This window comes from Micromonospora sp. NPDC126480, from assembly GCF_040302465.1.
In the GTDB taxonomy this organism is placed as follows: Bacteria; Actinomycetota; Actinomycetes; order Mycobacteriales; family Micromonosporaceae; genus Micromonospora.
The window spans coordinates 44,421-67,809 of sequence record NZ_JBEORU010000032.1; the positions used below are offsets into that span (position 1 = coordinate 44,421).

At 72.0% G+C, this 23,389-nt stretch carries 21 protein-coding genes; 14 read left to right on the forward strand and 7 right to left on the reverse strand.

Annotated elements, in window-relative coordinates; all coding sequences use genetic code 11:
• Nucleotides 1–4: 4 nt before the first annotated feature.
• Nucleotides 5–1,075, reverse strand: coding sequence for a DUF2332 domain-containing protein (locus ABTW87_RS25010; protein ID WP_350653395.1), 1,071 nt, complete (start codon nt 1,073–1,075; stop codon nt 5–7).
• 158 nt (nt 1,076–1,233) lie between these two features.
• Here ABTW87_RS25010 and ABTW87_RS25015 point away from each other — a divergent pair, with 158 nt between their 5' ends.
• The 7 genes from ABTW87_RS25015 to ABTW87_RS25045 all read left to right on the forward strand — a co-directional run bounded on the left by ABTW87_RS25015 (nt 1,234) and on the right by ABTW87_RS25045 (nt 8,499).
• Nucleotides 1,234–1,542: a YbaB/EbfC family nucleoid-associated protein gene (locus ABTW87_RS25015; RefSeq protein ID WP_350653433.1), complete on the forward strand. Its 309-nt coding sequence runs from the start codon at nt 1,234–1,236 to the stop codon at nt 1,540–1,542.
• 7 nt (nt 1,543–1,549) lie between these two features.
• Nucleotides 1,550–2,143, forward strand: a complete 594-nt coding sequence (gene recR / locus ABTW87_RS25020) for a recombination mediator RecR (RefSeq protein ID WP_350653396.1) — start codon at nt 1,550–1,552, stop codon at nt 2,141–2,143.
• Between the two features lie 278 nt (nt 2,144–2,421).
• Nucleotides 2,422–4,086 carry an ABC transporter substrate-binding protein gene (locus tag ABTW87_RS25025; protein ID WP_350653397.1) on the forward strand — a complete coding sequence of 555 codons (1,665 nt, stop codon included), beginning with the start codon at nt 2,422–2,424 and terminating at the stop codon, nt 4,084–4,086.
• Between the two features lie 77 nt (nt 4,087–4,163).
• Entirely contained in the window at nt 4,164–5,168 is a 1,005-nt protein-coding gene (locus tag ABTW87_RS25030; protein WP_350653398.1) for an ABC transporter permease, read from the forward strand.
• Nucleotides 5,165–6,127 (forward strand): ABC transporter permease, encoded by a 963-nt coding sequence (locus tag ABTW87_RS25035; RefSeq protein WP_350653399.1) that lies wholly within the window; start codon nt 5,165–5,167, stop codon nt 6,125–6,127. Before ABTW87_RS25030 ends, ABTW87_RS25035 begins: the two co-directional genes overlap by 4 nt.
• Nucleotides 6,128–6,244: 117 nt before the next feature.
• The gene (locus ABTW87_RS25040; protein WP_350653400.1) at nt 6,245–7,360 is read left to right on the forward strand and encodes an ABC transporter ATP-binding protein; all 1,116 of its coding nucleotides are present in this window, start codon (nt 6,245–6,247) and stop codon (nt 7,358–7,360) included.
• A 35-nt stretch (nt 7,361–7,395) separates the two neighbouring features.
• A complete protein-coding gene (locus ABTW87_RS25045) occupies nt 7,396–8,499 on the forward strand; it encodes an ABC transporter ATP-binding protein (RefSeq protein WP_350653434.1) in 1,104 nt (367 codons plus the stop codon).
• Between the two features lie 55 nt (nt 8,500–8,554).
• On the opposite strand, the gene ABTW87_RS25050 is transcribed toward ABTW87_RS25045, so the two are convergent.
• Nucleotides 8,555–9,025, reverse strand: coding sequence for a hypothetical protein (locus ABTW87_RS25050; protein WP_350653401.1), 471 nt, complete (start codon nt 9,023–9,025; stop codon nt 8,555–8,557).
• Nucleotides 9,007–9,672, reverse strand: coding sequence for an HNH endonuclease family protein (locus ABTW87_RS25055; protein WP_350653402.1), 666 nt, complete (start codon nt 9,670–9,672; stop codon nt 9,007–9,009). Before ABTW87_RS25055 ends, ABTW87_RS25050 begins: the two co-directional genes overlap by 19 nt.
• A 98-nt stretch (nt 9,673–9,770) precedes the next feature.
• Between ABTW87_RS25055 and ABTW87_RS25060 the strand changes: the two genes are divergently transcribed.
• A complete protein-coding gene (locus tag ABTW87_RS25060) occupies nt 9,771–11,252 on the forward strand; it encodes an MFS transporter (RefSeq protein ID WP_350653403.1) in 1,482 nt (493 codons plus the stop codon).
• 62 nt (nt 11,253–11,314) lie between these two features.
• On the opposite strand, the gene leuA is transcribed toward ABTW87_RS25060, so the two are convergent.
• The 3 genes from leuA to ABTW87_RS25075 all read right to left on the reverse strand — a co-directional run bounded on the left by leuA (nt 11,315) and on the right by ABTW87_RS25075 (nt 14,750).
• Nucleotides 11,315–13,069, reverse strand: a complete 1,755-nt coding sequence (gene leuA, locus ABTW87_RS25065) for a 2-isopropylmalate synthase (protein WP_350653404.1) — start codon at nt 13,067–13,069, stop codon at nt 11,315–11,317.
• 261 nt (nt 13,070–13,330) lie between these two features.
• Entirely contained in the window at nt 13,331–13,879 is a 549-nt protein-coding gene (locus ABTW87_RS25070; RefSeq protein ID WP_350653405.1) for a nitroreductase family protein, read from the reverse strand.
• An 85-nt stretch (nt 13,880–13,964) separates the two neighbouring features.
• Entirely contained in the window at nt 13,965–14,750 is a 786-nt protein-coding gene (locus ABTW87_RS25075; RefSeq protein ID WP_350653406.1) for a hypothetical protein, read from the reverse strand.
• A gap of 245 nt (nt 14,751–14,995) precedes the next feature.
• Here ABTW87_RS25075 and ABTW87_RS25080 point away from each other — a divergent pair, with 245 nt between their 5' ends.
• Both ABTW87_RS25080 and ABTW87_RS25085 read left to right on the forward strand, forming a co-directional pair.
• Nucleotides 14,996–16,261 (forward strand): aspartate kinase, encoded by a 1,266-nt coding sequence (locus ABTW87_RS25080; RefSeq protein WP_350653407.1) that lies wholly within the window; start codon nt 14,996–14,998, stop codon nt 16,259–16,261.
• 5 nt (nt 16,262–16,266) lie between these two features.
• Nucleotides 16,267–17,328, forward strand: coding sequence for an aspartate-semialdehyde dehydrogenase (locus ABTW87_RS25085; RefSeq protein WP_350653408.1), 1,062 nt, complete (start codon nt 16,267–16,269; stop codon nt 17,326–17,328).
• Between the two features lie 104 nt (nt 17,329–17,432).
• Here ABTW87_RS25085 and ABTW87_RS25090 read toward each other — a convergent pair whose 3' ends face one another.
• Nucleotides 17,433–18,809 carry a GGDEF domain-containing protein gene (locus tag ABTW87_RS25090; protein WP_502891640.1) on the reverse strand — a complete coding sequence of 459 codons (1,377 nt, stop codon included), beginning with the start codon at nt 18,807–18,809 and terminating at the stop codon, nt 17,433–17,435.
• Nucleotides 18,810–19,056: 247 nt separating this feature from the next.
• Here ABTW87_RS25090 and ABTW87_RS25095 point away from each other — a divergent pair, with 247 nt between their 5' ends.
• The 4 genes from ABTW87_RS25095 (at nt 19,057) to ABTW87_RS25110 (ending at nt 23,346) form a co-directional block, all read left to right on the forward strand.
• Nucleotides 19,057–19,836 carry a phosphodiesterase gene (locus tag ABTW87_RS25095; RefSeq protein ID WP_350653410.1) on the forward strand — a complete coding sequence of 260 codons (780 nt, stop codon included), beginning with the start codon at nt 19,057–19,059 and terminating at the stop codon, nt 19,834–19,836.
• Between the two features lie 250 nt (nt 19,837–20,086).
• Nucleotides 20,087–21,793, forward strand: a complete 1,707-nt coding sequence (locus ABTW87_RS25100) for a bifunctional metallophosphatase/5'-nucleotidase (RefSeq protein ID WP_350653411.1) — start codon at nt 20,087–20,089, stop codon at nt 21,791–21,793.
• 95 nt (nt 21,794–21,888) lie between these two features.
• Entirely contained in the window at nt 21,889–22,362 is a 474-nt protein-coding gene (locus ABTW87_RS25105) for a hypothetical protein (RefSeq protein WP_350653412.1), read from the forward strand.
• A 96-nt stretch (nt 22,363–22,458) separates the two neighbouring features.
• On the forward strand, nt 22,459–23,346 hold the full coding sequence (locus ABTW87_RS25110; RefSeq protein WP_350653413.1) for a CE1 family esterase: 888 nt from the start codon (nt 22,459–22,461) through the stop codon (nt 23,344–23,346).
• Nucleotides 23,347–23,389 lie beyond the last annotated feature (43 nt).

Sequence of the window (23,389 nt, forward strand, 5' to 3'; positions counted from 1 at the left end):
GATCTCAGACCGCCCAGGCGGGCAGACCGTGCGGGTGAGCCTCGGCGAGCAGGCGTTGCGGCCCGGCCCCGAGGCGGGCACGCAACTGGACCGGCGGCTCGTCCACCGGGTGCGGCTCGAAGGAGAGGTGCGCGACGGGCGCGTCGGGGGTCGACGCGACGGCGAGCCGGTCCAGTTCGGTGGTGACCCGGGCCCACTCGTCGGCCGGTACGTACTGCCGCATGATCGAGTGCCAGACGACGGTGAGCGAGCCGGGCTCGGGCCGGATCCCGGCCAGGAAGTCGGCGGCGCCGGTGGCGACCACGCGGGCCGGCACGTGGGCGGCCAGCTGCAGCGCCCCGACCAGCCGGGCGGCCCGGGCGGTGTGCTCGGGCCAGAGGTACGCGCGCAGCGCCAGCACGTCGTCCTCGTCGCCCGGGTCCAGCGGGGTCAGGTCGCAGCCGAGCCGCTCCACGACGTCCAGCGCCGGAACGGTCCGGGCCGCGTCCCGCAGCCAGCCCGGTACGCCGCCGCGCCACGCGTCGGGCAGCAGCACGGGTGAGTCGGCCGGCCCCCAGGCGAAGTCCCCGGACGTGACCCGGAACCGGTCGGCCCGCAGGTTGAGCCCGGCGCTCGCCCCGATTTCGAGCAGGCGTACCGGCCGCCGGCCGGTCTCGGCGACGGCGTGCAGCAGGCCGGCGAGCAGCAGGTTGGCCCGGCCCACCTCGTTGGTCTGCGGCGGCCGGGGCAGCCAGCCGCGGAGCGTGTCTCGCTCGGCGGCGACCACGGCCCGGAACGCGACCCAGGTGGCGTCCGCGTCCTCTGGCCGGTACGCACCTCCGGCGCTGGGGTAGTAACCCGCCAGCTCGGGCGCCCGTCCGGTGAGGACGAGCGCGTGCACGGCGCCGAGCAGGCGCAGCGGGACGGCCGCCGAGCCGGGCGCGTCCGCGTACCCCTCGAGGGCCTCGGCGCACGGACCACCCGCGCGCACGTCGGCGGCGGCCCGGACCAGCAGGTCGGCGTAGAGGCCGGCGTCCATGTGGTGGCAAGCCCGCGCCTCTTGCTCCAAGATGGCGGCCGCACGCTCCCGGTGCATCCTCGTCCCCTCCTGCCGGCTGTCCTGATCATTAGGCGGCGCGCGGGGAACGGGAAGCGCCGGGCCGGGCGACGTCGGTCACAAGGGCTAGGCTGGGCGGCGGCCGAGCAGACGAGTGCGAGAAGGAGCCATCCGTGCGCCCAGGTGGACAGCCGAACATGCAGCAGATGCTGAAGCAGGCGCAGAAGATGCAGCAGCAGATCGCCAAGGCGCAGGCCGAGCTGGCCGAGGCGGAGCTGACCGGCACCGCGGGGGGCGGCCTGGTCACCGCGACCGTCGCCGGCACGGGTGAGCTCAAGTCGATCAAGATCGACCCGAAGGCGGTCGACCCGGACGACATCGAGACCCTCGAGGATCTGGTCGTCGCGGCGGTGCACAACGCCGCCGAGGCGGCCCGCGAGCTGACCGAGAAGAAGATGGGCCCGGTCGCGGGCGGCATGGGCGGCCTCGGCCTGCCCGGTTTCTGAGCCGCCGATGTACGAGGGCGCCATTCAGGACCTGATCGACGAGCTGGGCCGGCTGCCGGGTGTCGGCCCGAAGAGCGCCCAGCGGATCGCCTTCCACGTCCTGTCCGCGGATCCCGCCGACGTCAACCGCCTGGCCGGCGCACTGCGCAAGGTCAAGGAGCTGGTGCGGTTCTGTACCAGTTGCTACAACGTGGCCGAGGCCGAGCAGTGCCGCATCTGCCGCGACCCGCGTCGCACGGACGAGGTGCTCTGCGTGGTCGAGGAGCCGAAGGACGTCGTGGCCATCGAGCGCACCGGTGAGTTCCGCGGCCGCTACCACGTGCTCGGCGGCGCGATCAATCCGCTGGAGGGCATCGGGCCGGACAACCTGCGCATCCGCGAACTGATGACCCGGCTGAGCGGGGGTGCGGTGCGTGAGCTGATCCTGGCCACCGATCCGAACACGGAGGGCGAGGCCACCGCGACGTACCTGGCGCTGATGGTCAAGCCGATGGGCATCTCGGTGACCCGCCTCGCCAGTGGCCTGCCGGTCGGCGGCGACCTGGAGTACGCCGACGAGATCACGCTCGGCCGTGCCTTCGAGGGGCGCCGGGCGGTCTGACGGGCTCGGCGTACGCCTGCTGACCTCGCCTGATGGTCATGACACCTGACGGTCGGAGCGGGGGGTTAGACGTAACAGTTTGGCATCGCGTGCGCGGATCGTTCGGCCGCATCCGCAGTTCGCCTTCGATTCTTCGGTCAGATCCTGGAAAAGACACGATCCGATACCAACCGTCCATCCGGCTGTTTCCGCGCGGTCGGCGTGGGAGCTAAGGTTCCGCCCATCGGTGGCCCCGGTCACCGCGTTGTCCGTATCCCTAAGGACGAGGTGAAGCACCCATGCGTGCATCCAGGCCGAAGGTCGCCGTCGCGGCTGTCGCGGTCGCGGCCCTCGCGGTAGCCGGCTGCGCCGAGAGCGACCGCGATGATTCTTCCGGTGGTAGCAAGAAGGACACCCTCGTCTTCGGCGTAGCCGGAGACCCGAAGGTGCTCGACCCCAGCTTCGCCAGCGACGGTGAGTCGCTGCGTGTGGCACGTCAGATCTTCGAGACCCTGGTCCGCCCCGAAGAAGGCGGCACCAAGGTGAGCCCCGGTCTCGCCGAGTCCTGGACCCCGGACGCGGCCGGCACCACCTGGACCTTCAAGCTCCGCTCGGGCGTCAAGTTCCACGACGGCACCGACTTCAACGCCGAGGCCGTCTGCGTCAACTTCAACCGCTGGTACAACGCGACGGGTCTCATGCAGAGCCCGGACGTGACCGCGTACTGGCAGGACGTGATGGGTGGCTTCGCCAAGAACGAGGACGACACCCTCCCGGAGAGCCTCTTCAAGTCCTGCACCGCCAAGGACGCCACCACGGTCGACCTGAGCTTCACCCGGGTGTCCAGCAAGATCCCGGCCGCCCTGATGCTGCCGTCGTTCTCCATCCACAGCCCGAAGGCGCTCGAGCAGTATGACGCCAGCAACGTCGGCGGCACCGCGGAGGACGTCAAGTACCCGGAGTACGCCACCGGGCACCCGACCGGCACCGGTCCGTTCAAGTTCAAGACCTGGGACGTCGCCAACAAGACGCTCACCATCGAGCGCAACGACGACTACTGGGGCGACAAGGCCAAGCTGAAGACCCTCATCTTCAAGACGATCTCGGACGAGAACGCGCGCAAGCAGGCGCTGCGCTCGGGTGACATCCAGGGCTACGACCTGGTCGGCCCGGCCGACGTCGAGCCGCTGAAGAACGAGGGCTTCAACGTCCTGACCCGTCCGGCGTTCAACATCCTGTACCTGGCGATCAACCAGAGCGGGAACCCGAAGCTGAAGGACCTCAAGGTCCGGCAGGCGATCGCGCACGCGGTCAACCGCCAGGCGCTTGTCGACTCGAAGCTGCCTCCGGGCGCCAAGGTCGCGGTGAACTTCATGCCGGACACCGTCGAGGGCTGGAACGGCGACGTCACCAAGTACGAGTACGACGTCAACAAGGCCAAGCAGCTGCTGGCCGAGGCCGGTGCGTCGAACCTGACGCTGAAGTTCCACTACCCGACCGAGGTCACCCGTCCGTACATGCCGAACCCGAAGGACCTCTTCGAGCTGGTGTCGGCGGACCTGCAGGCGGCCGGCATCAAGGTCCAGCCGATCCCGCTGAAGTGGAGCCCGGACTACCTGAACGCCACCACCTCCGGTAAGAACCACGACCTGCACTTCCTCGGGTGGACCGGCGACTACGGCGACGGCTACAACTTCATCGGCACCTTCTTCGACCGGCAGAAGGACGAGTGGGGTTACAACAACCCCGCCCTCTTCGCCCAGTTCAAGGACGCCGACACCACCGCCGACCAGGCGGCCCGGACGGAGAAGTACAAGGCCATCAACAAGGCCATCATGGACTTCCTGCCGGGTGTGCCGATCTCGCACTCGCCGCCGGCGATCGTGTTCGGCAAGGACGTCACCGGCATCAAGGCCAGCCCGCTGACCGACGAGCGGTACGCCAACGCCGAGTTCAAGTCCTGATCTGACGCAAGGACCGCGGGCGGACGCTGTTTCGACAGCGTCCGCCCGCGCCCCTCCGCACCCCTTTCGAGGCCACCGTGTTCCGGTTCATCGTCAGACGCCTGCTGCAGCTGATACCGACGCTGTTCGGGCTCTCCCTTCTGCTCTTCATCTGGCTCCGCCGGCTGCCCGGCGGTCCGGAGACCGCCATCCTCGGCGAGCGCGGCACGCCCGAGATGCGCGCGGCGATCCGCCGCAGCATGGGCCTCGACGAGCCGATCCTGGTGCAGTACGGCCGCTTCGTCCGGCGGCTGGTCCGGTTGGACCTGGGCACCTCGACCTCGACCAAGCGCTCGGTGGTCAGCGAGTTCGTGGAGCGCTTCCCCGGCACGGTGGAGCTGACGATCACGGCGCTGGTGATCGCGATCGGGGTCGGCATCCCGCTGGGTTACCTCGCCGCCCGCCGTCGTGGCCGGTGGGTGGACCACCTCTCGGTCGGCGGGTCGCTGATCGGGATCTGCATCCCGGTCTTCTTCCTGGCGTACGTGTTCAAGGCGATCTTCGCGGAGAACCTCGGCTGGTTCCCGTCCAGTGGGCGGCAGGATCCGACGATCGAGGCCACCCGGATCACGAACTTCTTCGTCCTCGACGGGTTGATGACCCGGGAGTGGGACGCCGCCGCAGATGCCATCTGGCACCTGGTGCTGCCGGGCATCACCTTGGCCAGCATCCCGCTCGCGATCATCGTCCGGATCACCCGGGCCAGCGTGCTGGAGGTGCTCAACGAGGACTTCGTCCGCACCGCCGAGGCCAAGGGCCTGACCGAGCGGACCGTGCGGCGCCGGCACGTGCTGCGCAACTCGCTGCTCCCGGTGGTCACCTCGATCGGCCTGCTCACCGGCGGTCTGCTCTCCGGCGCGGTGCTGACCGAGACCGTGTTCGCCTTCACCGGCATCGGGGCGTTCGTCTACGACGCGATCAACAATCGCGACTACCCGGTGCTGATGGGCTTCATCATGATCATTGCGGTGGTGTACGTGCTGGTGAACCTCCTGGTCGACCTCTCCTACAGCCTGATCGACCCGAGGGTGAGGGTCCGATGACGATCACCACCGGCAAGAAGAAGGAGCGGCTGGACCGGCTCGCCGAGCTGGCCGCCCGCGACGACGAGCGCGGCGTCAGCCTCTGGCAGGAGGCGTTCCGCCGGCTCCGGCGTAACCCCTCGGCCATCGTCGGCGCGGTGATCCTGGTGATCTTCGTCCTGGTGGCGCTGATCGGGCCGTTCCTCGTCCCGTACAGCCCGACCGACACGATCGGCATCCGGGAGGGGCTGATCCGCCCCGGCGTCATCCCCGGCGCCGACGGCGACCACTGGCTCGGCTACGACCACCAGGGCCGCGACGTGTTCAGCCGGATGATCGTCGGGGCCCGGCAGACCCTCCTGGTCGGCGTGGTCTCGACGCTCATCGGTCTGGCCGTCGGCGCGCTGATCGGCGGCGTCGCCGGCGCGGCCGCCGGGCTCGGCGGTCGGTGGGGCCGGGCGATCGACAACGCCCTCATGCGCGTCATCGACATGATGCTGGCGCTGCCCAGCCTGCTGCTCGCGGTCAGCATCGCCGCCCTGCTCGGGGCCAGCCTGACCACCGTCATGATCGCGGTCGGCGTGGTGTCGGTGCCGGTCTTCGCCCGGCTGCTGCGCGGCTCGATGATCGCCCAGTCCAACAGCGACTACGTGCTCGCCGCGACCTCGCTCGGCGTCCGGAAGCCGAAGATCGCCCTGACCCACGTCGTGCCGAACTCGCTGGCCCCGGTGATCGTGCAGGCCACGCTCACCCTGGCCACCGCGATCATCGAGGCCGCCGCGCTCTCGTTCCTCGGCCTCGGCAACCCCGACACGGCGGTGCCCGAGTGGGGCGTGATGCTCGCCGACGCGCAGCAGTACCTCGGCGTCCGGCCGGAACTCGCCATCTACCCGGCGGTCGCGATCATCATCACCGCGCTCGGCTTCACCCTGCTGGGTGAGGCGATGCGCGAGGCCCTCGACCCGAAGCTGCGGAAGTAGGTCTCTCATGAGTGCAGCGCGAGGAGCGAGCATCTCGGGGCGGCTCGTGTGGGACACGGCCGAGCCGGAATGCTCGTCGAGCTTGCGAGCCCCGCAGTCGCGAACGGAGGGCCGGTAATGGCACTGCTCGAAGTTGACGACCTCTCCGTCACGTTCGCCCGGCGCGGTCAGCGTACGGTGCACGCGGTCGACGGCGTCTCGTTCTCCGTCGACGCCGGTGAGGTGGTCGGCCTGGTCGGCGAGTCCGGCTGCGGCAAGAGCGTCACCTCCCTGGCGATCATGGGTCTGCTGCCCAAGCAGCCCGGCACCCGGGTGGGCGGCAAGGCCGTGTTCGACGGCACCGACCTGCTGCAGCTCGACGACCGTTCCCGCCGGGACATCCGCGGTCGTGACGTCGCGATGATCTTCCAGGACCCGCTGTCGTCGCTGAACCCGGTCATCCCGATCGGCCTGCAGGTCACCGAGGTCCTGACCCGGCACCGCGGTATGAAGGGCGACGCGGCGGAGAAGGAGGCGGCTCAGCTGCTCGACCGGGTCGGCATCCCGGACCCGAAGCGCCGACTCAAGGAGTACCCGCACCAGCTCTCCGGCGGCATGCGGCAGCGTGCCCTGATCGCCATGGCGGTGGCCTGCCAGCCGCGGCTGCTGATCGCGGACGAGCCGACCACGGCGCTGGACGTTACCATCCAGGCACAGATCCTGGAGCTGCTCAAGGAACTGGTCCGGGACTCCGGCACCGCCCTCGTGATGATCACGCACGACCTGGGCGTGGTGGCCGGTATGTGCGACACCATCAACGTGCTGTACGCGGGCCGGGTGGTGGAGACGGCCCGCCGGCGCCCGCTCTTCCGCGAGCCCCGGCACCCGTACACCGTGGGTCTGCTCGGCTCGGTGCCCCGGCTCGACAGCGGGCGCGGGGAGCGCCTCAACCCGATCCCCGGCTCGGTACGCGACGTGCTGCCGTGGCCGGACGGCTGCGCGTTCGCCCCGCGCTGCTCCCGACGGGTCGACGCCTGCCTGGGCGAACCGCCGGCGGTGGTGCTCACCCACGACGGCCGCAGCTACCGCTGCGTCAATCCGGCGCCGCTGCCCGGGATGACGCCGGCCGAGGAGATCCGGGGTGTCGTGGCGGAGGGCGCCGAGCCCGGCGCGGTGCCGGCGCAGGCCGTGCGGAGTGAGCCGCCGGTGGTGCCGGGCTTCGGCGCGGCCCCGAGCGAGGAGGAGAAGCCGTGAGCGAGACAACCGTCCCGGCCGGCGGCGCGGCCGAGGTGAGCACGGACGACGTCCTCGTCGAGGTTCGCGACCTGAAGGTGCACTTCCCGATCAAGCGGGGCGTGCTGTTCGACCGCACGATCGGCCACGTGAAGGCGGTCGACGGTGTCGACCTGCGGATCCCGCGCGGGAAGACGTACGGACTGGTGGGCGAGTCCGGGTGCGGCAAGTCCACCCTCGGTCGGGCGTTGCTCCAACTGACCCCGCCGACCGCCGGGGAGGTCGTGTTCGACGGCGTCGACCTGACCCGGCTGCCCGCCGGCAAGCTACGGTCGATGCGCCGTCGGATGCAGATGATCTTCCAGGACCCGATGTCCAGCCTGGACCCGCGGCAGAACGTCGAGTCGATCCTCACCGAGGGCCTCCAGACGCACGGCATCGGCGCCGACCGGGACGAGCGACGGAAGATCATCGGCGAGACGCTCGACAAGGTGGGCCTGCCGCGCTGGGCGCTGTCCCGGTACCCGCACGAGTTCTCCGGCGGCCAGCGGCAGCGCATCGGCATCGCCCGGGCGCTGGTCCTCGGCCCGGACCTGATCGTCGCCGACGAGCCGGTCTCCGCGCTCGACGTGTCGATCCAGGCCCAGGTGGTCAACCTCCTCGACGAACTGCAGGAGAGCCTCGGCCTCACCTACCTGGTGATCGCGCACGACCTGGCCGTCGTCCGGCACATCTCCGACACCGTCGGGGTCATGTACCTGGGGGCTCTCGTCGAGGAGGCGCCCAGCGACCGGCTCTACACCGAACCGCTGCACCCGTACACCCGGGCGCTGATGTCGGCGGTGCCGGTGCCGGACCCGGAGGTGGAGGACCGCCGCGAGCGCATCCTGCTCGCCGGTGACCTGCCCTCGCCGGCGAACCCGCCCAAGGGCTGCCGGTTCCACACCCGCTGCCCGTGGGCGCAGCCCACCCGCTGCGCGGACGAACGGCCGGCGCTGCGGGACATCGGCGGCAGCCGGGTGGCGTGCCACTGGGCCGAGCAGATCGCCAGCGGGGAACTCCGCCCGCACAAGGTGGAGGTGCACATCACCCGCCCGCTGGGCGAGGGCGACGACCCGCACACGGTCTCCGCCCCGAGCGAACCCGGCTCCTACGTGTAAGGAAGGGCCCCTTCTTAACGCCTGGCGTATAGGAGGGGCCCCTTCTTAACGCCGTTCAGCCCTCCGGGCGGTTGAGCAGGCCGACCGCGATCGCGTGCACGGCGTCGAGACCGGCCGGGTCGGCCAGTGCCGCCCGCCCACCGGTCACCGCGTACCACTCGTCCGCCTCGCGGTACTGCACGCGCAGTGTGACCTGGCCGTCCGCGTACTCGGTGCGGAGCGTCAGCTCGCCGGTGACCACGCCGACCTCGTCGGTCATCACCCCGCCCGGCCCCGGGACGATGTCCGCCGTCCGGGCCTGCGGCCCGGCGGGGCTGCCGGCGTCGGCGCTCATCCCCGCGCCCGGCGTGCCACCGGCGGGGGCGTCCGGGGTGTCCGCGCTCATGCCGGCACCGGGTACGGCGGCCCCGGCGGCACCGTCCGCCGTCATGCCGGCCGTGGTCGGTGCGGGACCGTCGGTCGCCGCGGCGCCACCGGCCTCGGACGCCGGGGTCGTCCCGGCGCCGGTCACGGCTTGCTCGCCCATGTGCAGCCCTCCAACATCTCGGTCAGGGCGGCCTTCTCGGTGCTGGTCACCGTGAGCCGCCAGTGATGCTTGACCGCGACCCAGTTCTCCGCGTAGCGGCACCAGTGCGACCGGTTGGCCGGCCGCCACTGGGACGGATCCTGATCACCCTTTGCCCGGTTGGAAGTGCGGGAAACCGCGAAGAGCTGCGGCTGCTCGATGTCGTTGGCGAAGTCGCCCCGCTTCGCGTCGGTCCACTCGTCGGCGCCGGACCGCCAGGCGTTGGCCAGCGGCACCATGTGGTCGACGTCCACCTGGGACGGGTCGGTCAGGACGCGGCCGTCGTACACGCTCTCCCAACGCCCGCCGACCACGTTGCAGCCGGAGAACTTGATGCCCTCGCCGTCGCGCTTGAGCACGGTGTCCCGGACGTCGCAGTTCTTGCCGGTCTCCCGCCAGTGCGGGAAGCGGTCACGGCTGTAGCCGCGCATCGAGCCGGCCTTGGCCACCGTCAGTTCGGCCAGCTTCTGCACGGCGCTCCCGCCGTCGCCGGTCGGCGCCGTGTCCGGCGGTTCCTCAGCCGGGACGCAGCCGGCCACACCGAGCGCCAGCGCGGCCGCGAGCGCCACCGCGGCGAGCGGTCCTGATCTGGTACGCACAGACGACACCTCTCCAGCTTGCGGGCTCCCGGCGATCCCGCACAGTACCCCGGTACGGTTTCGGCGTTTCGTGGCGTCTCCCACATGGTGCAGGGCAGATTGGGGCAATGACGCCACCTGCCCTCCGGCTCGACACCCCCTCGGGCCGCGGCACGCTGCTCGCCGCGGTCCTCGCCTCCGGCATGGTCTTCCTCGACACCACCGTCGTCAACGTGGCGCTGCCCCACCTCGGCGCCGAACTCGACGCCACTGTTGCCGGTCTCCAGTGGACGGTCAACGGTTACCTGTTGATGCTCGCCGCGTTCGTCCTGCTCGGCGGCGCGCTCGGCGACCGCTTCGGCCGGCGGCGGGTGTTCCTGCTCGGGGTGGTGTGGTTCACTGTCGCGTCGCTGCTCTGCGGCCTGGCCCAGGACACCGGCCAGCTGGTCGCGGCCCGGTTCCTCCAGGGCGCCGGGGCGGCCCTGCTCACGCCGGGCTCGCTGTCGGTCCTGCAGGCCAGCTTCCATCCGGACGACCGCGGGAAGGCCATCGGAGCCTGGTCGGGGCTCTCCGGGGTGTCCACCGCGCTGGGCCCGTTCGTCGGCGGCTGGCTGATCGACGCCCTCTCCTGGCGGTGGATCTTCTTCCTCAACGTGCCCCTGGCGGTGCTGGTCCTGCTGGCCGCGCTGCGCTGGGTGCCGGAGAGCCGGGACGAGGACGTGTCGCGTACCGGAGGCGCCGGCCGCCGTCGCCGGTTCGACGTGCTGGGCGCCCTGCTCGGGGCGGTCGCCCTGGCCGGCGTCACGTACGCCCTGATCGATGCGCCGGCCCGGGGTTTCGACTCCGTGCCGGTGCTGGTGGCCGCACTGGCCGGGGTGCTCGGCGCGGTCGTCTTCGTGCTGGTCGAGCGGCGGCGCGGAGACACCGCGATGCTGCCGACCGGACTCTTCACCAGCCGGCTCTTCTCGGTGCTCAACGTCTTCACCGTGGTGGTCTACGCGGCGCTCGGCGGCTTCACCTTCTTCCTCGCCGTCTACCTGCAGAACGTGGCCGGCTGGTCGGCGTTCCGCACCGGGCTCGCGCTGCTGCCGATGACCGTCCTGCTGCTGATCGGGTCCCCGCGAGCCGGTGATCTCGCGGCCCGGATCGGGCCGCGGCTGCCGCTGACCGTCGGCCCGGTGCTCGCCGCCGTGGGGCTCGTTCTGCTGCGCGGGGTGGGGGCGGACGCGTCGTACTGGCGGGACGTGGTGCCCGGGGTCGCGCTGTTCGGGCTCGGGCTGACCCTGGTGGTGGCGCCGTTGACCGCGTCCGTGCTGGCCGCCGTCGAGGATCGCTTCGCGGGGGTCGCGAGCGGGTTCAACAACGCCGCGTCGCGGGCCGGCGGTCTGCTCGCCGTGGCCGCGCTGCCGTTGCTCGTCGGCCTGACCGGCACCGGCTACGAGCAGGCGGACGAGCTGACCGACGCCTACCGGGGTGCGCTGCTCTGGTGTGCCGGGCTGCTGCTGGTCGGGGCGGTGCTGGCCGCGGTGCTCGTCCACCGTCCGGCGCGGGCGGCACCCCCGTCGCAGCCCTGCCACACCCTCCCCGCGGCCACGCCCCCGCATCGGTGAGCGGTGTTAAGAAGGGCCCCTTGTACAACGCGGGGCGTTAACTAGGGGCCCTTCCTTACCTCTCAGTGGGCTCGGTTGACGGCGCTGGTCACCGCCTTCACGGTGGCGGTGACGATGTTGGCGTCCATGCCGACGCCCCAGACCGTACGACCGTCGACCTCGCACTCCACGTACGCCGCCGCCTGCGCGTCGCCACCGGAGGAGAGGGCGTGCTCGTGGTAGTCGAGCACGCGTACGTTGACCCCGAGCGACTGCAGCGCGTTGACGTACGCGTCGACCGGGCCGTTGCCGACCGCGGTGATGGCCTGCTGGGTGCCACCGTGACCGACGTGGGCCTCGATCTCGACCTTGCCGTCGACCGTGCCGATCGTGTAGTCGGCCAGCGTGACGGCGGGGTCGGTCTGGTGGTCGAGCAGGTACTGCCCGGCGAAGATCTCCCACATGGCCCGCGGGTCGACCTCGCCGCCGTCGTGGTCGGTGACCTGCTGGACGACCCCGGAGAACTCGATCTGGAGCCGGCGGGGCAGGTCGAGCTGGTGCTCGGTTTTCATGATGTACGCGACGCCGCCCTTGCCGGACTGCGAGTTGACCCGGATGACCGCCTCGTAGGTGCGGCCCAGGTCCTTGGGGTCGATCGGCAGGTACGGCACCGCCCACGGGTGCTCGTCGACCGGCACGCCGGCGACCTCCGCGTCCGCCGTCAGCGCGGCGAAGCCCTTGTTGATCGCGTCCTGGTGGGAGCCGGAGAAGGCGGTGTAGACCAGGTCGCCGGCGTACGGGTGGCGCTCGTGCACGGGCAGTTGGTTGCAGTACTCGACGGCGCGCTTGATCTCGTCGATGTTCGAGAAGTCGATCATCGGGTCAACGCCCTGGGAGAACAGGTTCAGGCCCAGGGTCACCAGGTCCACGTTGCCGGTGCGCTCGCCGTTGCCGAACAGGCAGCCCTCGATCCGGTCCGCGCCGGCCAGCAGGCCCAGCTCGGCGGCGGCGACGCCGGTGCCGCGGTCGTTGTGCGGGTGCAGGCTCAGCACCAGGCTGTCCCGGCGGGGCAGGCGGCGGTGCATCCACTCGATCGAGTCGGCGTACACGTTCGGCATCGCCATCTCGACCGTCGCGGGCAGGTTGACGATCAGCTTGTGGTCGGGCGTCGGGTCGATCACCTCGATCACCGCCGCGCAGACCTCCAGCGCGTAGTCCAGCTCGGTGCCGGTGTACGACTCCGGCGAGTACTCGTAGTGGATGTCGGTGTCCGGGGTGTGGATCTCCGCGTACTTCTGGCAGAGCCGGGCGCCGGTGGCCGCGATGTCGGTGATGCCGTCCCGGTCCAGCCCGAAGACCACCCGGCGCTGCAGCGTCGACGTCGAGTTGTAGAAGTGCACGATCGCCCGCTTCGCGCCGCGCAGCGACTCGAAGGTGCGCTCGATCAGATGCTCCCGGCACTGCGTCAGCACCTGGATGGTGACGTCGTCGGGGATCAGGTCCTGCTCGATGAGCTGCCGGACGAAGTCGTAGTCGGTCTGGCTCGCCGACGGGAAGCCGACCTCGATCTCCTTGTAGCCCATCTGTACCAGGAGCTGGAACATCCGCCGCTTGCGCTCGGGCGACATCGGGTCGATGAGGGCCTGGTTGCCGTCGCGCAGATCGACGGCGCACCAGCGCGGCGCGGTCGCGACGTGGCGGGTCGGCCAGGTGCGGTCGGGCAGATCGATGCGGAACTGCTGCTGGTACGGCTGGTAGCGGCGGAACGGCATGCGGCTGGGCCGCTGCCGGGCGATCGGATCGGTCTCGGCGTCGGTGGTGCCGGCCGGGTGAGCCATGGCGGAGTGCCTCCGTGGTCATGTGACGTCAGCAGTCGAGTCGGCGACGGTTGCCGGCTGGCGACAGGGCCAGAGTCGGCGACGGTGCCAAAGAGAGAAGTCAGAGCGTGCTGCGGGCGGCGCGGTTCGACTCCGCGACGAGGTGCCGGCCGTCAGGCCTCGTCGCGGCGACCAAGGAGGAGGTGCGCCTGCCACATGACAGGGTCACCCTACGTGGTGGGACGGTCGGTGGGAAGGTTGATCCGAACTCTGGGATCGGCGTCACCCGTCGGCCGGCAGCAGCAGCTCGGCGAGGGGCCGCCGACGACGCAGGCCGGTCTCCGCGTCCAGCAGGTCGGCCGGCAGGCTGAGCGGGTCGCCGAGCCGCCCGACGGCGAGCACCACGGCCGGCCGGACGTCGGCGGGCAGATCGAGGTCCGCGGCGAGGCCGGCCCGGTCGAGGTCGCGCAGTTGGCGTACGTGCAGCCCGAGCGCGGTCGCCTGCACGGTCAACTGCGCCACGGCGTGCCCCAGGTCGTAGAACGCGTACCCGGTCGGGTCGGCCTCGGGCGCGCAGTGCGCGGCGAGCAGCAGGGCCGATGCGCGGCCGGCCCACCGCTGGTCCCGGTCCGGCAGGTTCACCATGATCCGTTTCCACGTCTCGTCGTCCCGGTGACCGACGGCGAACCGCCACGGTTGCCGGTTGTCCGCCGAGGGCGCCCACCGGGCCGCCTCCAGGAGGACGCCGATCTCGGTCCGGTCGAGATCCGCGCACGGGTCGAAGGACCGTGGGCTCCAGCGGAAAGCCAGCAACGGGGTCAGGTCGGTCATGGGAAGGAGCGTCCCGTATGCACGGTTCACTGACGCAGCCGATAGGGGGTAAATGTGGGCAATCGCACCCGTAACGGATCGTGGCCTAGAGCGTTCCGGCGGTCGGCTCCGGAGCGGCCGTACCGAGCAGCTCGCCGTCCACCACCGGCCCCGCGAGCTGCACGCTCGCCGGGCCGGGGGCGGGGGGCGCGGCCAGCGTCAGCGTCCCGTCCTCGGTGCGTACCGCGGTGAGGGTCCCGTCGGCGTCGAAGCAGTAGATACCGGCGTCCAGCGGCGCGTTGATCGACGCCGACGTGGTCTCCACCGAGTAGCAGCTCCCGGTCGCGCCGGTCGGCGGCTGAGCGGGGGACACCGACAGCGGCGACCGGCGGTCGGTGAGCACGTCCAGCCAGTCGGTGAAGGGATGCTGGACCCGGGGATCCGCGCGGCGGGGCAGCACGTCGTCGGCGTCGCCGACCCGGATGCAGCCGGGCGGCGCCGGGTGACCGGCCGACGGCAGCGCGCACTGGAACAGGCCGTCCGCGGTGGCGGCGAGCGAGACGTCCACACTGCCGCCCAGCGCGCCACCGGGCACGTCGACCCGCCAGCTGCCGTCGCCGGCGGTGGTCACCAGGACGGCGCGGTCCGGGCCGTCCCCGGCTCGAAGGACGTAGCTCGCGACGAGACGCCGGTCCTGCGCGGCCGCCGCCAGGGCGGCCAGTTCGTCGCGGGCCGCGTCCGCGTCGGCCGGTGCCGGCGGTGCCGACGTCGGCGGTGCGGTGGTCGGCTGGTCGGCTGTGCAGGCGACCAGGAGGGCGGGCAGGGCCAGCGCGAGGGCGAGCAGGCGGGCCGACCGCCGGGTGGGCGGTGCCGCCGTGCGACGAGGTGGCACGGCCGGACGGTGATGGGCGGGCACCCGCCCATTCTCGGCTGTGCGGTACGTGTTCCGCCGTCCCGTTGCGGCCCCCGCAGCGGCGTGTCGTACGCCACCGGGTCCGGCGGCCGGGGCCGGATGGTGGGATCACCCGGCCCGGCCGGCGGGGCCGCCCGATACGCTGAGGGCGTCTTGACATGCGCCGCCGGCCCACACCCGGCGGCGTCGGCACGCTCAGGGTCGCTGGGAGGGAGTGCACCGTCGTGGCACTCGTGGTGCAGAAGTACGGCGGATCCTCCGTCGCCAACGCGGAGCGGATCAAGCGGGTGGCGGAGCGGATCGTCGCCGCGCGCAAGGCCGGCGACGACGTCGTGGTGGTGGTCTCCGCGATGGGCGACACCACCGACGAGCTGCTCGACCTGGCCAACCAGGTGAGCCCGTTGCCGCCCGGCCGCGAGCTGGACATGCTGCTCACCGCCGGTGAGCGCATCTCGATGGCGCTGCTCGCCATGGCGATCCACAACCTGGGGTACGAGGCCCGGTCGTTCACCGGCTCCCAGGCCGGTGTGATCACCACGTCGGTGCACGGCCGGGCCCGCATCATCGACGTCACGCCCGGCCGCCTCAAGGGCGCGCTGGACGAGGGCGCGGTGGTCATCGTCGCCGGCTTCCAGGGCGTCTCGCAGGACACCAAGGACGTCACCACGCTCGGCCGGGGTGGCTCGGACACCACCGCCGTGGCCCTGGCCGCGGCGTTGAACGCGGACGTCTGTGAGATTTACACCGACGTCGACGGCGTGTTCAGCGCGGACCCGCGCATCGTGCCGAACGCCCGGCACATCAAGCGGATCACGTACGAGGAGATGCTGGAGCTGGCCGCCTGCGGTGCCAAGGTGCTGCACCTGCGCAGCGTGGAGTACGCCCGCCGGGCGGGGTTGCCGATCCACGTCCGTTCGTCATACTCGACCAACACCGGCACGATGGTCACCGGATCGATGGAGGACCTTCCCGTGGAACAGGCGCTGATCACCGGGGTCGCCCACGACCGCAGCGAAGCCAAGATCACGATTGTCGGGGTGCCCGACGAGCCCGGCGCGGCGGCGCGGATCTTCGACACCGTCGCCGGTGCGGAGATCAACATCGACATGATCGTGCAGAACGTGTCGACCGAGGGCACCGGCCGGACGGACATCTCGTTCACGCTGCCCAAGACCGACGGCCCCACGGCCATGGCCGCGCTCAGCAAGATCCAGGACGTGGTCAAGTTCAAGGGCCTGCTCTACGACGACCACGTCGGCAAGGTGTCCCTGATCGGTGCCGGCATGCGCTCGCACCCCGGCGTGGCGGCGGGCTTCTTCGCCGCGCTCGGCCAGGCCGGCGTGAACATCGAGATGATCTCCACGTCGGAGATCCGGGTGTCGGTGGTCTGCCGCGACACCGACCTGGACGCCGCCGTGCGCGCCATCCACGAAGCCTTCGACCTCGGCGGTGACACCGAGGCGGTCGTGTACGCGGGGACCGGGCGGTAGCCCTCATGGCGTCGCTGCCCACCCTGGCCCTGGTCGGGGCGACGGGGGCCGTCGGCACGGTGATGTGCGAGCTGCTCACCGGGCGCCGAAACGTCTGGGGCGAGATCCGGCTGGTCGCCTCCGCCCGCTCGGTCGGGAAGGTGCTGCGGTGCCGGGGCGAGGACCTGACCGTGCGGGCGCTCACCCCGGAGGTGTTCGACGGCGTCGACGTCGCCATGTTCGACGTCCCGGACGAGGTCTCGGCGGAGTGGGCGCCCGTCGCCGTTCGCCGCGGCGCCGTGGCGGTGGACAACTCCGGCGCGTTCCGGATGGACCGGGACGTCCCGCTGGTCGTTCCCGAGATCAACCCCGAGCAGGTACGCAACCGGCCGAAGGGCATCGTCGCCAACGCGAACTGCACGACGCTCGCCATGATCGTGGCGGTGGCGCCGCTGCACCGCGAGTACGGTCTCCGCGAGCTGGTGCTCTCGTCGTACCAGGCGGTCTCCGGGGCCGGTCAGGCGGGCGTGGACACCCTGCACACGCAGCTCACCAAGATCGCCGGCGACCGCGTGCTGGGCTCCCGCCCCGGTGACGTGCGCCAGGCGGTCGGCGACGAGCTGGGCCCGTTCCCGGCGCCGCTCGCGCTCAACGTGGTGCCGTGGGCCGGTTCGGTGGCCGACGGCGGCTGGTCCTCCGAGGAGATGAAGCTGCGCAACGAGTCGCGCAAGATCCTCGGCCTGCCCGACCTCAAGGTCTCCGCCACCTGCGTCCGCGTACCCGTGGTCACCGGGCACTCGGTCGCCGTGCACGCGGTCTTCGCCACCGAGGTCGACGCCGAGGGCGCGCGGGAGGTGCTGCGCAACGCCCCGGGGGTGATCCTCGTCGACGACCCGGCGGCGGGCGAGTTCCCGATGCCGATCGACGCGGTCGGCACCGACCCGTCCTGGGTGGGCCGCATCCGCCGCGCCGTCGACGACCCTCGTGCCCTGGACTTCTTCGTCACCGGCGACAACCTCCGCAAGGGTGCCGCCCTGAACACGGCCCAGATCGCCGAACTCCTGGCCCACGAACTGACCCGTGCCTGATGCCCTCGACCTCAGCGTCGATCATGGACTTGTGGTGGGCGATCAGCACCCTTTCATCCCTCTTTCAAGGCGCCACAAGTCCATGATCGACGCGTTCTGGCGGGTCAGGCGGCGGCCAGGTGCACGCCGTCGCGGCCTTCGCGCTTGACCCGGTAGAGGGCCTGATCGGCGCGACGGAGCGTGCGGTCGGGGGACTCGCCGGGGCGGGGAAGCGCGACCCCGACGCTGATCGTGCGGCCGATCCGCCGGGCCGCCTCGGTCAGGCGCTCGGCGATCCGGACGGCCTCCTCGGGGCGGTTCACCTCGATCACCGCCACGAACTCGTCGCCGCCGATCCGGTACAGCTCGTCGCCCTGCCGCAGCGCCCCCTCCAGCGCGCGGGCCAGGCCGACCAGCACCCGGTCGCCGGCCTGGTGGCCGTACGTGTCGTTGACGGTCTTGAAGCCGTCCACGTCGATCGCGAGCAGGGCCGTACGGCCCGGGGTGGCCGCCGCGATCCGCTGGCCGAACGGCCCGGTGTGCCGCAGCCCGGTCAACGGGTCGGAGCTGGCCTGCTCGCGGAGGCGGGCCAGGGTGCGCAGCCGCTCCAGGGCGTTCCAGGCCTGACCGGCGAGCAGCTCCATCAGGTTGACCGTCGTCGGGTCGGGACGGAGCCGCCGCTCGTCGGCGACCAGCAGCAGCCCGCCGCCGTCGGTCGGACCGACCGGCACCGCCACCAGGGTGCGCACCCCGGCGCGGGTCAGCGGAGCGTGGTCGGCGGTCGGCGGGTGCCCGGTCTCACCGAGGGTGTACCCGGCACCGTAGCGGTGGGCCAGGTCGATCATCCGGCCCAGCGTGCCGGTGCCCGCCTCGGCCAGCTCGGCCCGGATCCGGGACTCCAGCTCGCCGGGCTCGGCGGTCGGCGCACCCAGCCGGGGGCCCTGGCGGCCGGCGACCACGAGGACGGCGGCGGAGAGCGTCGACACGTCCCGGGCGGCCGTGATCGCCGCGTGCATCAGGTCCCACTCGGTGGGGGCGCAGGACAGCGCCGCCGCGTGTCGGAGCAGCTTCTCGCTGCGGCTCTCCGCCGGCGGCCCGCCGAGCGCGACGATCCGCGCACCGAGCCGGGCGGCGAGCCGTTCGGCGGTGTCCCGCCAGGCCGCCAGGTCCGCCGGTCCGCTCCACTGGAGGTCGAGGACCCCGATCGGCCGGCCGGCCGGGTCCAGCACCGGTACGCACAGCTCGCTCGTGACATCGGGGCGGACCGGGATGTAGTCCGGGTCCGCCGCGACGTCGGGAACGAGCGCGGTGCGGGCGGAGGCGTGGACCCGGCCGACGATCCCGGTCGCCGGTGGGACCGTCGAGTACACCTGCCAGGAGCCGGTGGCCGCGACGCAGCGGAGCCGGTCGTGGACCTGGAGCAGCACGGAGATGGTGGCCGGCGTGTACCGGGCCAGCGCGGCGACGCTCCACTCGCACGCCTCGACAGCGGTCGACGCCATCGGCAGGCGGACCGTGACGTCTCGGATGACTCGCTCGTGATCCACTCGTACGTCGTCCCAGGTCGGTGGCGGTCCGGCGGGTACCGGGCCGCTGGATAAAGCGTAGCCAGGACGTGACGACCGCTCGAAATCCTTCGTACACACGTGCTATCCACAGGCTGTGGACGCGACCTGTGGGTACGCGCGACCGGGCCCCCGCGCGGCACCCGGTGGCGATAGCGTGAGGGTCCCGGCGAGTGGAGGCCGCATGCTCATCGCCCAGCTCAGTGACCCGCACGTGACGACCGGCGTGCTCGCCGCGGAGCCGGCCGCGGGCCTGCACCGGGCGCTCGGCCGGGTGCTCGCGCTCGACCCCCGGCCGGACTGCGTGGTCATCACCGGCGACCTGGTGGACCGGGGCCGCCCCGATGAGTACGCCGCGCTGCGCGAGATCATCGGGCGCTTCCCGCTGCCGTTGCACCTCGTCACCGGCAACCACGACGACCGGGAGTCGCTGCTCGACGCGTTCGGGGGGACGCCGTGGTTGGGCGGCGGCTTCTCGGCGTACTACCACGTCGACCACCCGGAGGTGACCGTCGTGGTGCTGGACACACTGGTCCCCGGCGCCGGTGGTGGCCGGGTCGGCCCGGAGCAGCTCGGCTGGCTGGACGGCGTGCTCGCCGGGCGACCCGACGTCCCCGCCCTGGTCTGCCTCCACCACCCACCGGTGGCCGTGGGCATCCCGGCCGCCGACGCGATCGGGCTCGCCGACGCCGACGCGCTGGCCGAGGTGATCGCCCGGCACCCGCACGTGGTCCGGATCGCGGCCGGTCACCTGCACCGCCCGGTGACGGCCGCCTTCGCCGGCACCGTGCTCACCACCGCGCCGAGCACCTGGAAGCAGAGTTCGCTCACCATGAGTGCGGACGAGCAGATCGGCTGGGTCAACGAGCCCACCGCCCTGCTGCTGCACCGGCTCGACGGCACGGCCTGCGTCACGCACCTCGTCCAGGTCAGCCACGCCGCCGGGACGACCTGCACGTTCTGATGTGGACCGCGGTTCGGCCAGCCGCCGGTCATGTCGGAATCGCCCGTCGGTAAGGTGCGGGCCACCGGCCGTATCCGCTGCTCTGATGTGCTGCCCCGGTCGACTGGCGGCGGCCTTGATGAGAGGCTGTCCCCGACGCCGGCGGCGGTCCCCCACCGCCGCCACCGCGACCGAAACCTGCCGACGGCGCGGCACGGCCCGGCGTGACCCATCGCCCGGACGTCCGCGCCGGCTTCCCACGAGGAGTTCCATGTCCATCCCCGGGATGCGTCGGGCCGCCATCGGTCTGACCGCGCTCGCCGTGGCCGCGTTCGGCGCGGTCACGACCACCCCCGACCAGGCGGACGCCCGGCCGAAGCCGGTCGAGGTCACCCTGCTCGCGCTCAACGACTTCCACGGTCACCTCGAGCCGCCGGGCGGCTCCAGCGGCACCATCGCCGGCCAGCCGGCCGGTGGCGTGGAGTACCTGGCCACCCACCTGGCCGAGCTGCGCAAGGCCAGCAAGAAGAAGAACACCGTCACGGTCGCCGCCGGCGACCTGATCGGCGCCTCCCCGCTGCTGTCCGCCGCGTTCCACGACGAGCCGACCATCGAGGCGCTGTCGATGGCCGGGCTCGACTACGCGAGCGTCGGCAACCACGAGTTCGACGAGGGCTCCGACGAGCTGCTGCGCATCCAGCACGGCGGCTGCCACCCGGTCGACGGCTGCGCCGACGGCACCCCGTACCGGGGCGCCGGCTTCCAGTACCTCTCCGCCAACGCCTTCGTCGACGAGACGAACAAGCCGCTGCTGCCGCCGTACGCCATCCACAAGGTCCAGGGCGTCAAGATCGGCTTCATCGGCATGACCCTGGAGGGCACGCCGGAGATCGTCAGCCCGCAGGGCGTGGCCGGCCTGACCTTCACCGACGAGGCCCAGACCGCCAACCGGTACGCCCGCGAGCTGCGCCGCAAGGGCGTGGAGACGATCGTCGTGCTGCTGCACGAGGGTGGCACGCAGGCCGGCGCCGGTGGCATCAACGACTGCGTCGACTTCACCGGCCCGGTCGTCGACATCGCCAACCGGATGGACCCGTCGATCGACGTCATCGTCAGCGGGCACACCCACCAGGCGTACAACTGCGAGGTCAACAACAAGCTGGTCACCAGCGCCAGCTCGTTCGGGCGTCTGGTCACCGACATCGACCTGAAGATCGACCGGCGTACCGGTGACGTGCTCAGCGCGACCGCCGAGAACCTCGTGGTCACCCGCGACGTCGCCAAGGACCCGAACCAGACCGCGCTTGTCGACCGCTACAAGGCCGTCCTCGGCCCGGTCGCCGGCCGGCAGGTCGGCGAGACCGTCGAGGCGATCACCAGGAGCCAGGAGACCCTCTTCGACACCACCCGGGGCGAGTCCCCGCTCGGCAACCTGATCGCGGACGCCCAGCTCTGGGCCACCGACGACGAGCAGGGCGCCGTCGCGGCCTTCATGAACCCCGGCGGTGTCCGGGCCGACCTCGACGCCGGCCCGGTGACCTACGAGGAGGCGTTCACGGTGCAGCCGTTCGCCAACAACCTGGTGACCCTCGACCTCACCGGCGCGCAGCTCTACTGCCTGCTGGAGCAGCAGTTCGTCACCGGTCGGGTGCTCTACCCGTCGTCGACGGTCAGCTACGTGGTCGACCCGGCCGGCACCACCGCGCCGGCCGGCGACCCGTGCGCCGGCACCCGGGTGGTCCCGGGCAGCCTGTCCTTCGGTGGCGTGGCGGTCGAGACCGGCACCACCTACCGGGTCACGGTGAACAACTTCCTCGCCGGCGGCGGTGACGGCTTCACCGTCCTCACCGGAGGGACGAACCTGGTCACCGGCCAGATCGACCTGGACGCGTTCGTGGCGTACCTGACCGCGAACTCGCCGGTGTCCGGCCCGGCCCTGGACCGGATCCGGACCACCGCGGAGACCGCCGCCTCCTGACCGGGCGTGTGACGGGCCCCGGAGCGTCCGCTCCGGGGCCCGTCGCCGTTGTCGCGAGGTGACACGCCGTCGGAGGGGTCTGCGATGCTGACCGGATGACCATGACCTGGCGCCACCTGCCCGCACCGGCCCGCGAGATCGCGGTGGCGACGGTCGACGCGGTCCGCGCCGCGCAGGACCGCGACGTCGAGGCGTACGACGTGGCGGCCGGCCGTCTCGCGGCGGCCGAACGGTCCGGGCTGGTCCTCGGCGCGGTGGTCCGGTCCCTGCTCGAGTTCGGGCACCCGGACGGGCTCGCCGGCGACGACATTCGCCAGGTGCTGGAGCGTTGCGTCCGCGGTGCCGCCGGCTGGCGGGCCGACGTGGACCCGCACGTGGTGCTTGTGCTGCTCGCCGGTGCGCTCGGCCTGTACGACCCGGACGCTGACGAGGCCCCGCCCGGCCCCGACGCGTACGCCCGGCACGCCCCGCTGCTCGTCGCGGACCTGCTGGCGGCCACCGGCGCCCCGCTCGAACCGCACCTGGCCGCGGCGTTCGCCGAGATCCGGCGCACCGAGCTGCACGACTGATCGCCGGGCGGTATGTGTCCGGATCGTTGCCGAGCGGGACAGCGACCGACCCCGGCCCGCGGTTAGTTTCGCGTAAACGACCACGGGGGAGACACAATGGAACCGATCCGACCACGCCGACTCCTTGCCGCGGCGCTCACCGCCACCGTCCTTCTCGGTCCGGTGGCGTGCGGCGGCGGCACCGAGCCGCCCCGGTCCGGCCCCAGCACCGCCACGGCGAGCTCGGCGCCGCCGGCCCCACCCGAGAAGCCGGCACCCGGCGACCACATCCTCGCGCTGGCGGGCCGGCCGGGCGGGTACGAGCTGCACGCCCCGCCCGGCTACCGGCCGGGACAGAAGCTCCCGCTGGTGGTGGCCGTCCACTACCGAGGTGCGGACCCGGCGATGATGCGCCGGATGACCCGCCTCGACGCCAAGGCGGACGCGGAAAACTTCCTGGTCGCGTACCCGTGCTGCGGTGGCAACGAGGACGTGGGCTTCATCCGGGCCATGGTCGAGCACCTCGTCGAGAGGTGGGACGCCGACCCGAGCCGGGTCTACGCCACCGGCATGTCGGCCGGCGCGACCACGTCGTACCGGTTGGCGGCCGAGGCACCGGACCTGTTCGCGGCGGTCGCGCCGGTCAGCGGCGGCCTGCTCAGCGGCCGGCGGCCGGAGACCACCGAGCGGCCGGCCCGCGCCGTCTCCGTCCTGTCGATCATCGGCGCCGACGACCGCACCGCCGACGCGCTGGAGATCCGTCTCGGCCAGTGGCGCCGCGAGTACGGCTGCACCGACGGGGCACCGGTCTGGGTCGACAAGGGCAGGACGGTCAACCGCACGACCTCGACCTGCCCGGGCGGAATGGAGATCGTCGGGTACACGGTCAACGGCATGGGGCACCGCTGGCCCGGCGGCGCCGAGGTGGGGTTGGGTGACCCCGGGGCCGCCCTCAACGCCACCGACGTGATCTGGGACTTCTTCGCCGGGCACCCGAAACGCTGATCGTCGGAGCAGGGCTGGCGGGTCAACCGGCGGCCACGGCGGG

Bases quoted from the DNA above. Each gene is read 5' to 3' on its own strand.
- ABTW87_RS25090 (WP_502891640.1), bottom strand. From the start codon at position 18,809: ATGGCGTCGACCGCTGTCGAGGCGTGCGAGTGGAGCGTCGCCGCGCTG.
- ABTW87_RS25100 (WP_350653411.1), top strand. From the start codon at position 20,087: ATGTCCATCCCCGGGATGCGTCGGGCCGCCATCGGTCTGACCGCGCTC.
- ABTW87_RS25105 (WP_350653412.1), top strand. From the start codon at position 21,889: ATGACCATGACCTGGCGCCACCTGCCCGCACCGGCCCGCGAGATCGCG.
- ABTW87_RS25050 (WP_350653401.1), bottom strand. From the start codon at position 9,025: ATGGGCGAGCAAGCCGTGACCGGCGCCGGGACGACCCCGGCGTCCGAG.
- ABTW87_RS25015 (WP_350653433.1), top strand. From the start codon at position 1,234: ATGCAGCAGATGCTGAAGCAGGCGCAGAAGATGCAGCAGCAGATCGCC.
- ABTW87_RS25060 (WP_350653403.1), top strand. From the start codon at position 9,771: ATGACGCCACCTGCCCTCCGGCTCGACACCCCCTCGGGCCGCGGCACG.
- ABTW87_RS25095 (WP_350653410.1), top strand. From the start codon at position 19,057: ATGCTCATCGCCCAGCTCAGTGACCCGCACGTGACGACCGGCGTGCTC.
- leuA (WP_350653404.1), bottom strand. From the start codon at position 13,069: ATGGCTCACCCGGCCGGCACCACCGACGCCGAGACCGATCCGATCGCC.
- ABTW87_RS25025 (WP_350653397.1), top strand. From the start codon at position 2,422: ATGCGTGCATCCAGGCCGAAGGTCGCCGTCGCGGCTGTCGCGGTCGCG.
- recR (WP_350653396.1), top strand. From the start codon at position 1,550: ATGTACGAGGGCGCCATTCAGGACCTGATCGACGAGCTGGGCCGGCTG.
- ABTW87_RS25040 (WP_350653400.1), top strand. From the start codon at position 6,245: ATGGCACTGCTCGAAGTTGACGACCTCTCCGTCACGTTCGCCCGGCGC.
- ABTW87_RS25110 (WP_350653413.1), top strand. From the start codon at position 22,459: ATGGAACCGATCCGACCACGCCGACTCCTTGCCGCGGCGCTCACCGCC.
- ABTW87_RS25070 (WP_350653405.1), bottom strand. From the start codon at position 13,879: ATGACCGACCTGACCCCGTTGCTGGCTTTCCGCTGGAGCCCACGGTCC.
- ABTW87_RS25035 (WP_350653399.1), top strand. From the start codon at position 5,165: ATGACGATCACCACCGGCAAGAAGAAGGAGCGGCTGGACCGGCTCGCC.
- ABTW87_RS25085 (WP_350653408.1), top strand. From the start codon at position 16,267: ATGGCGTCGCTGCCCACCCTGGCCCTGGTCGGGGCGACGGGGGCCGTC.
- ABTW87_RS25010 (WP_350653395.1), bottom strand. From the start codon at position 1,075: ATGCACCGGGAGCGTGCGGCCGCCATCTTGGAGCAAGAGGCGCGGGCT.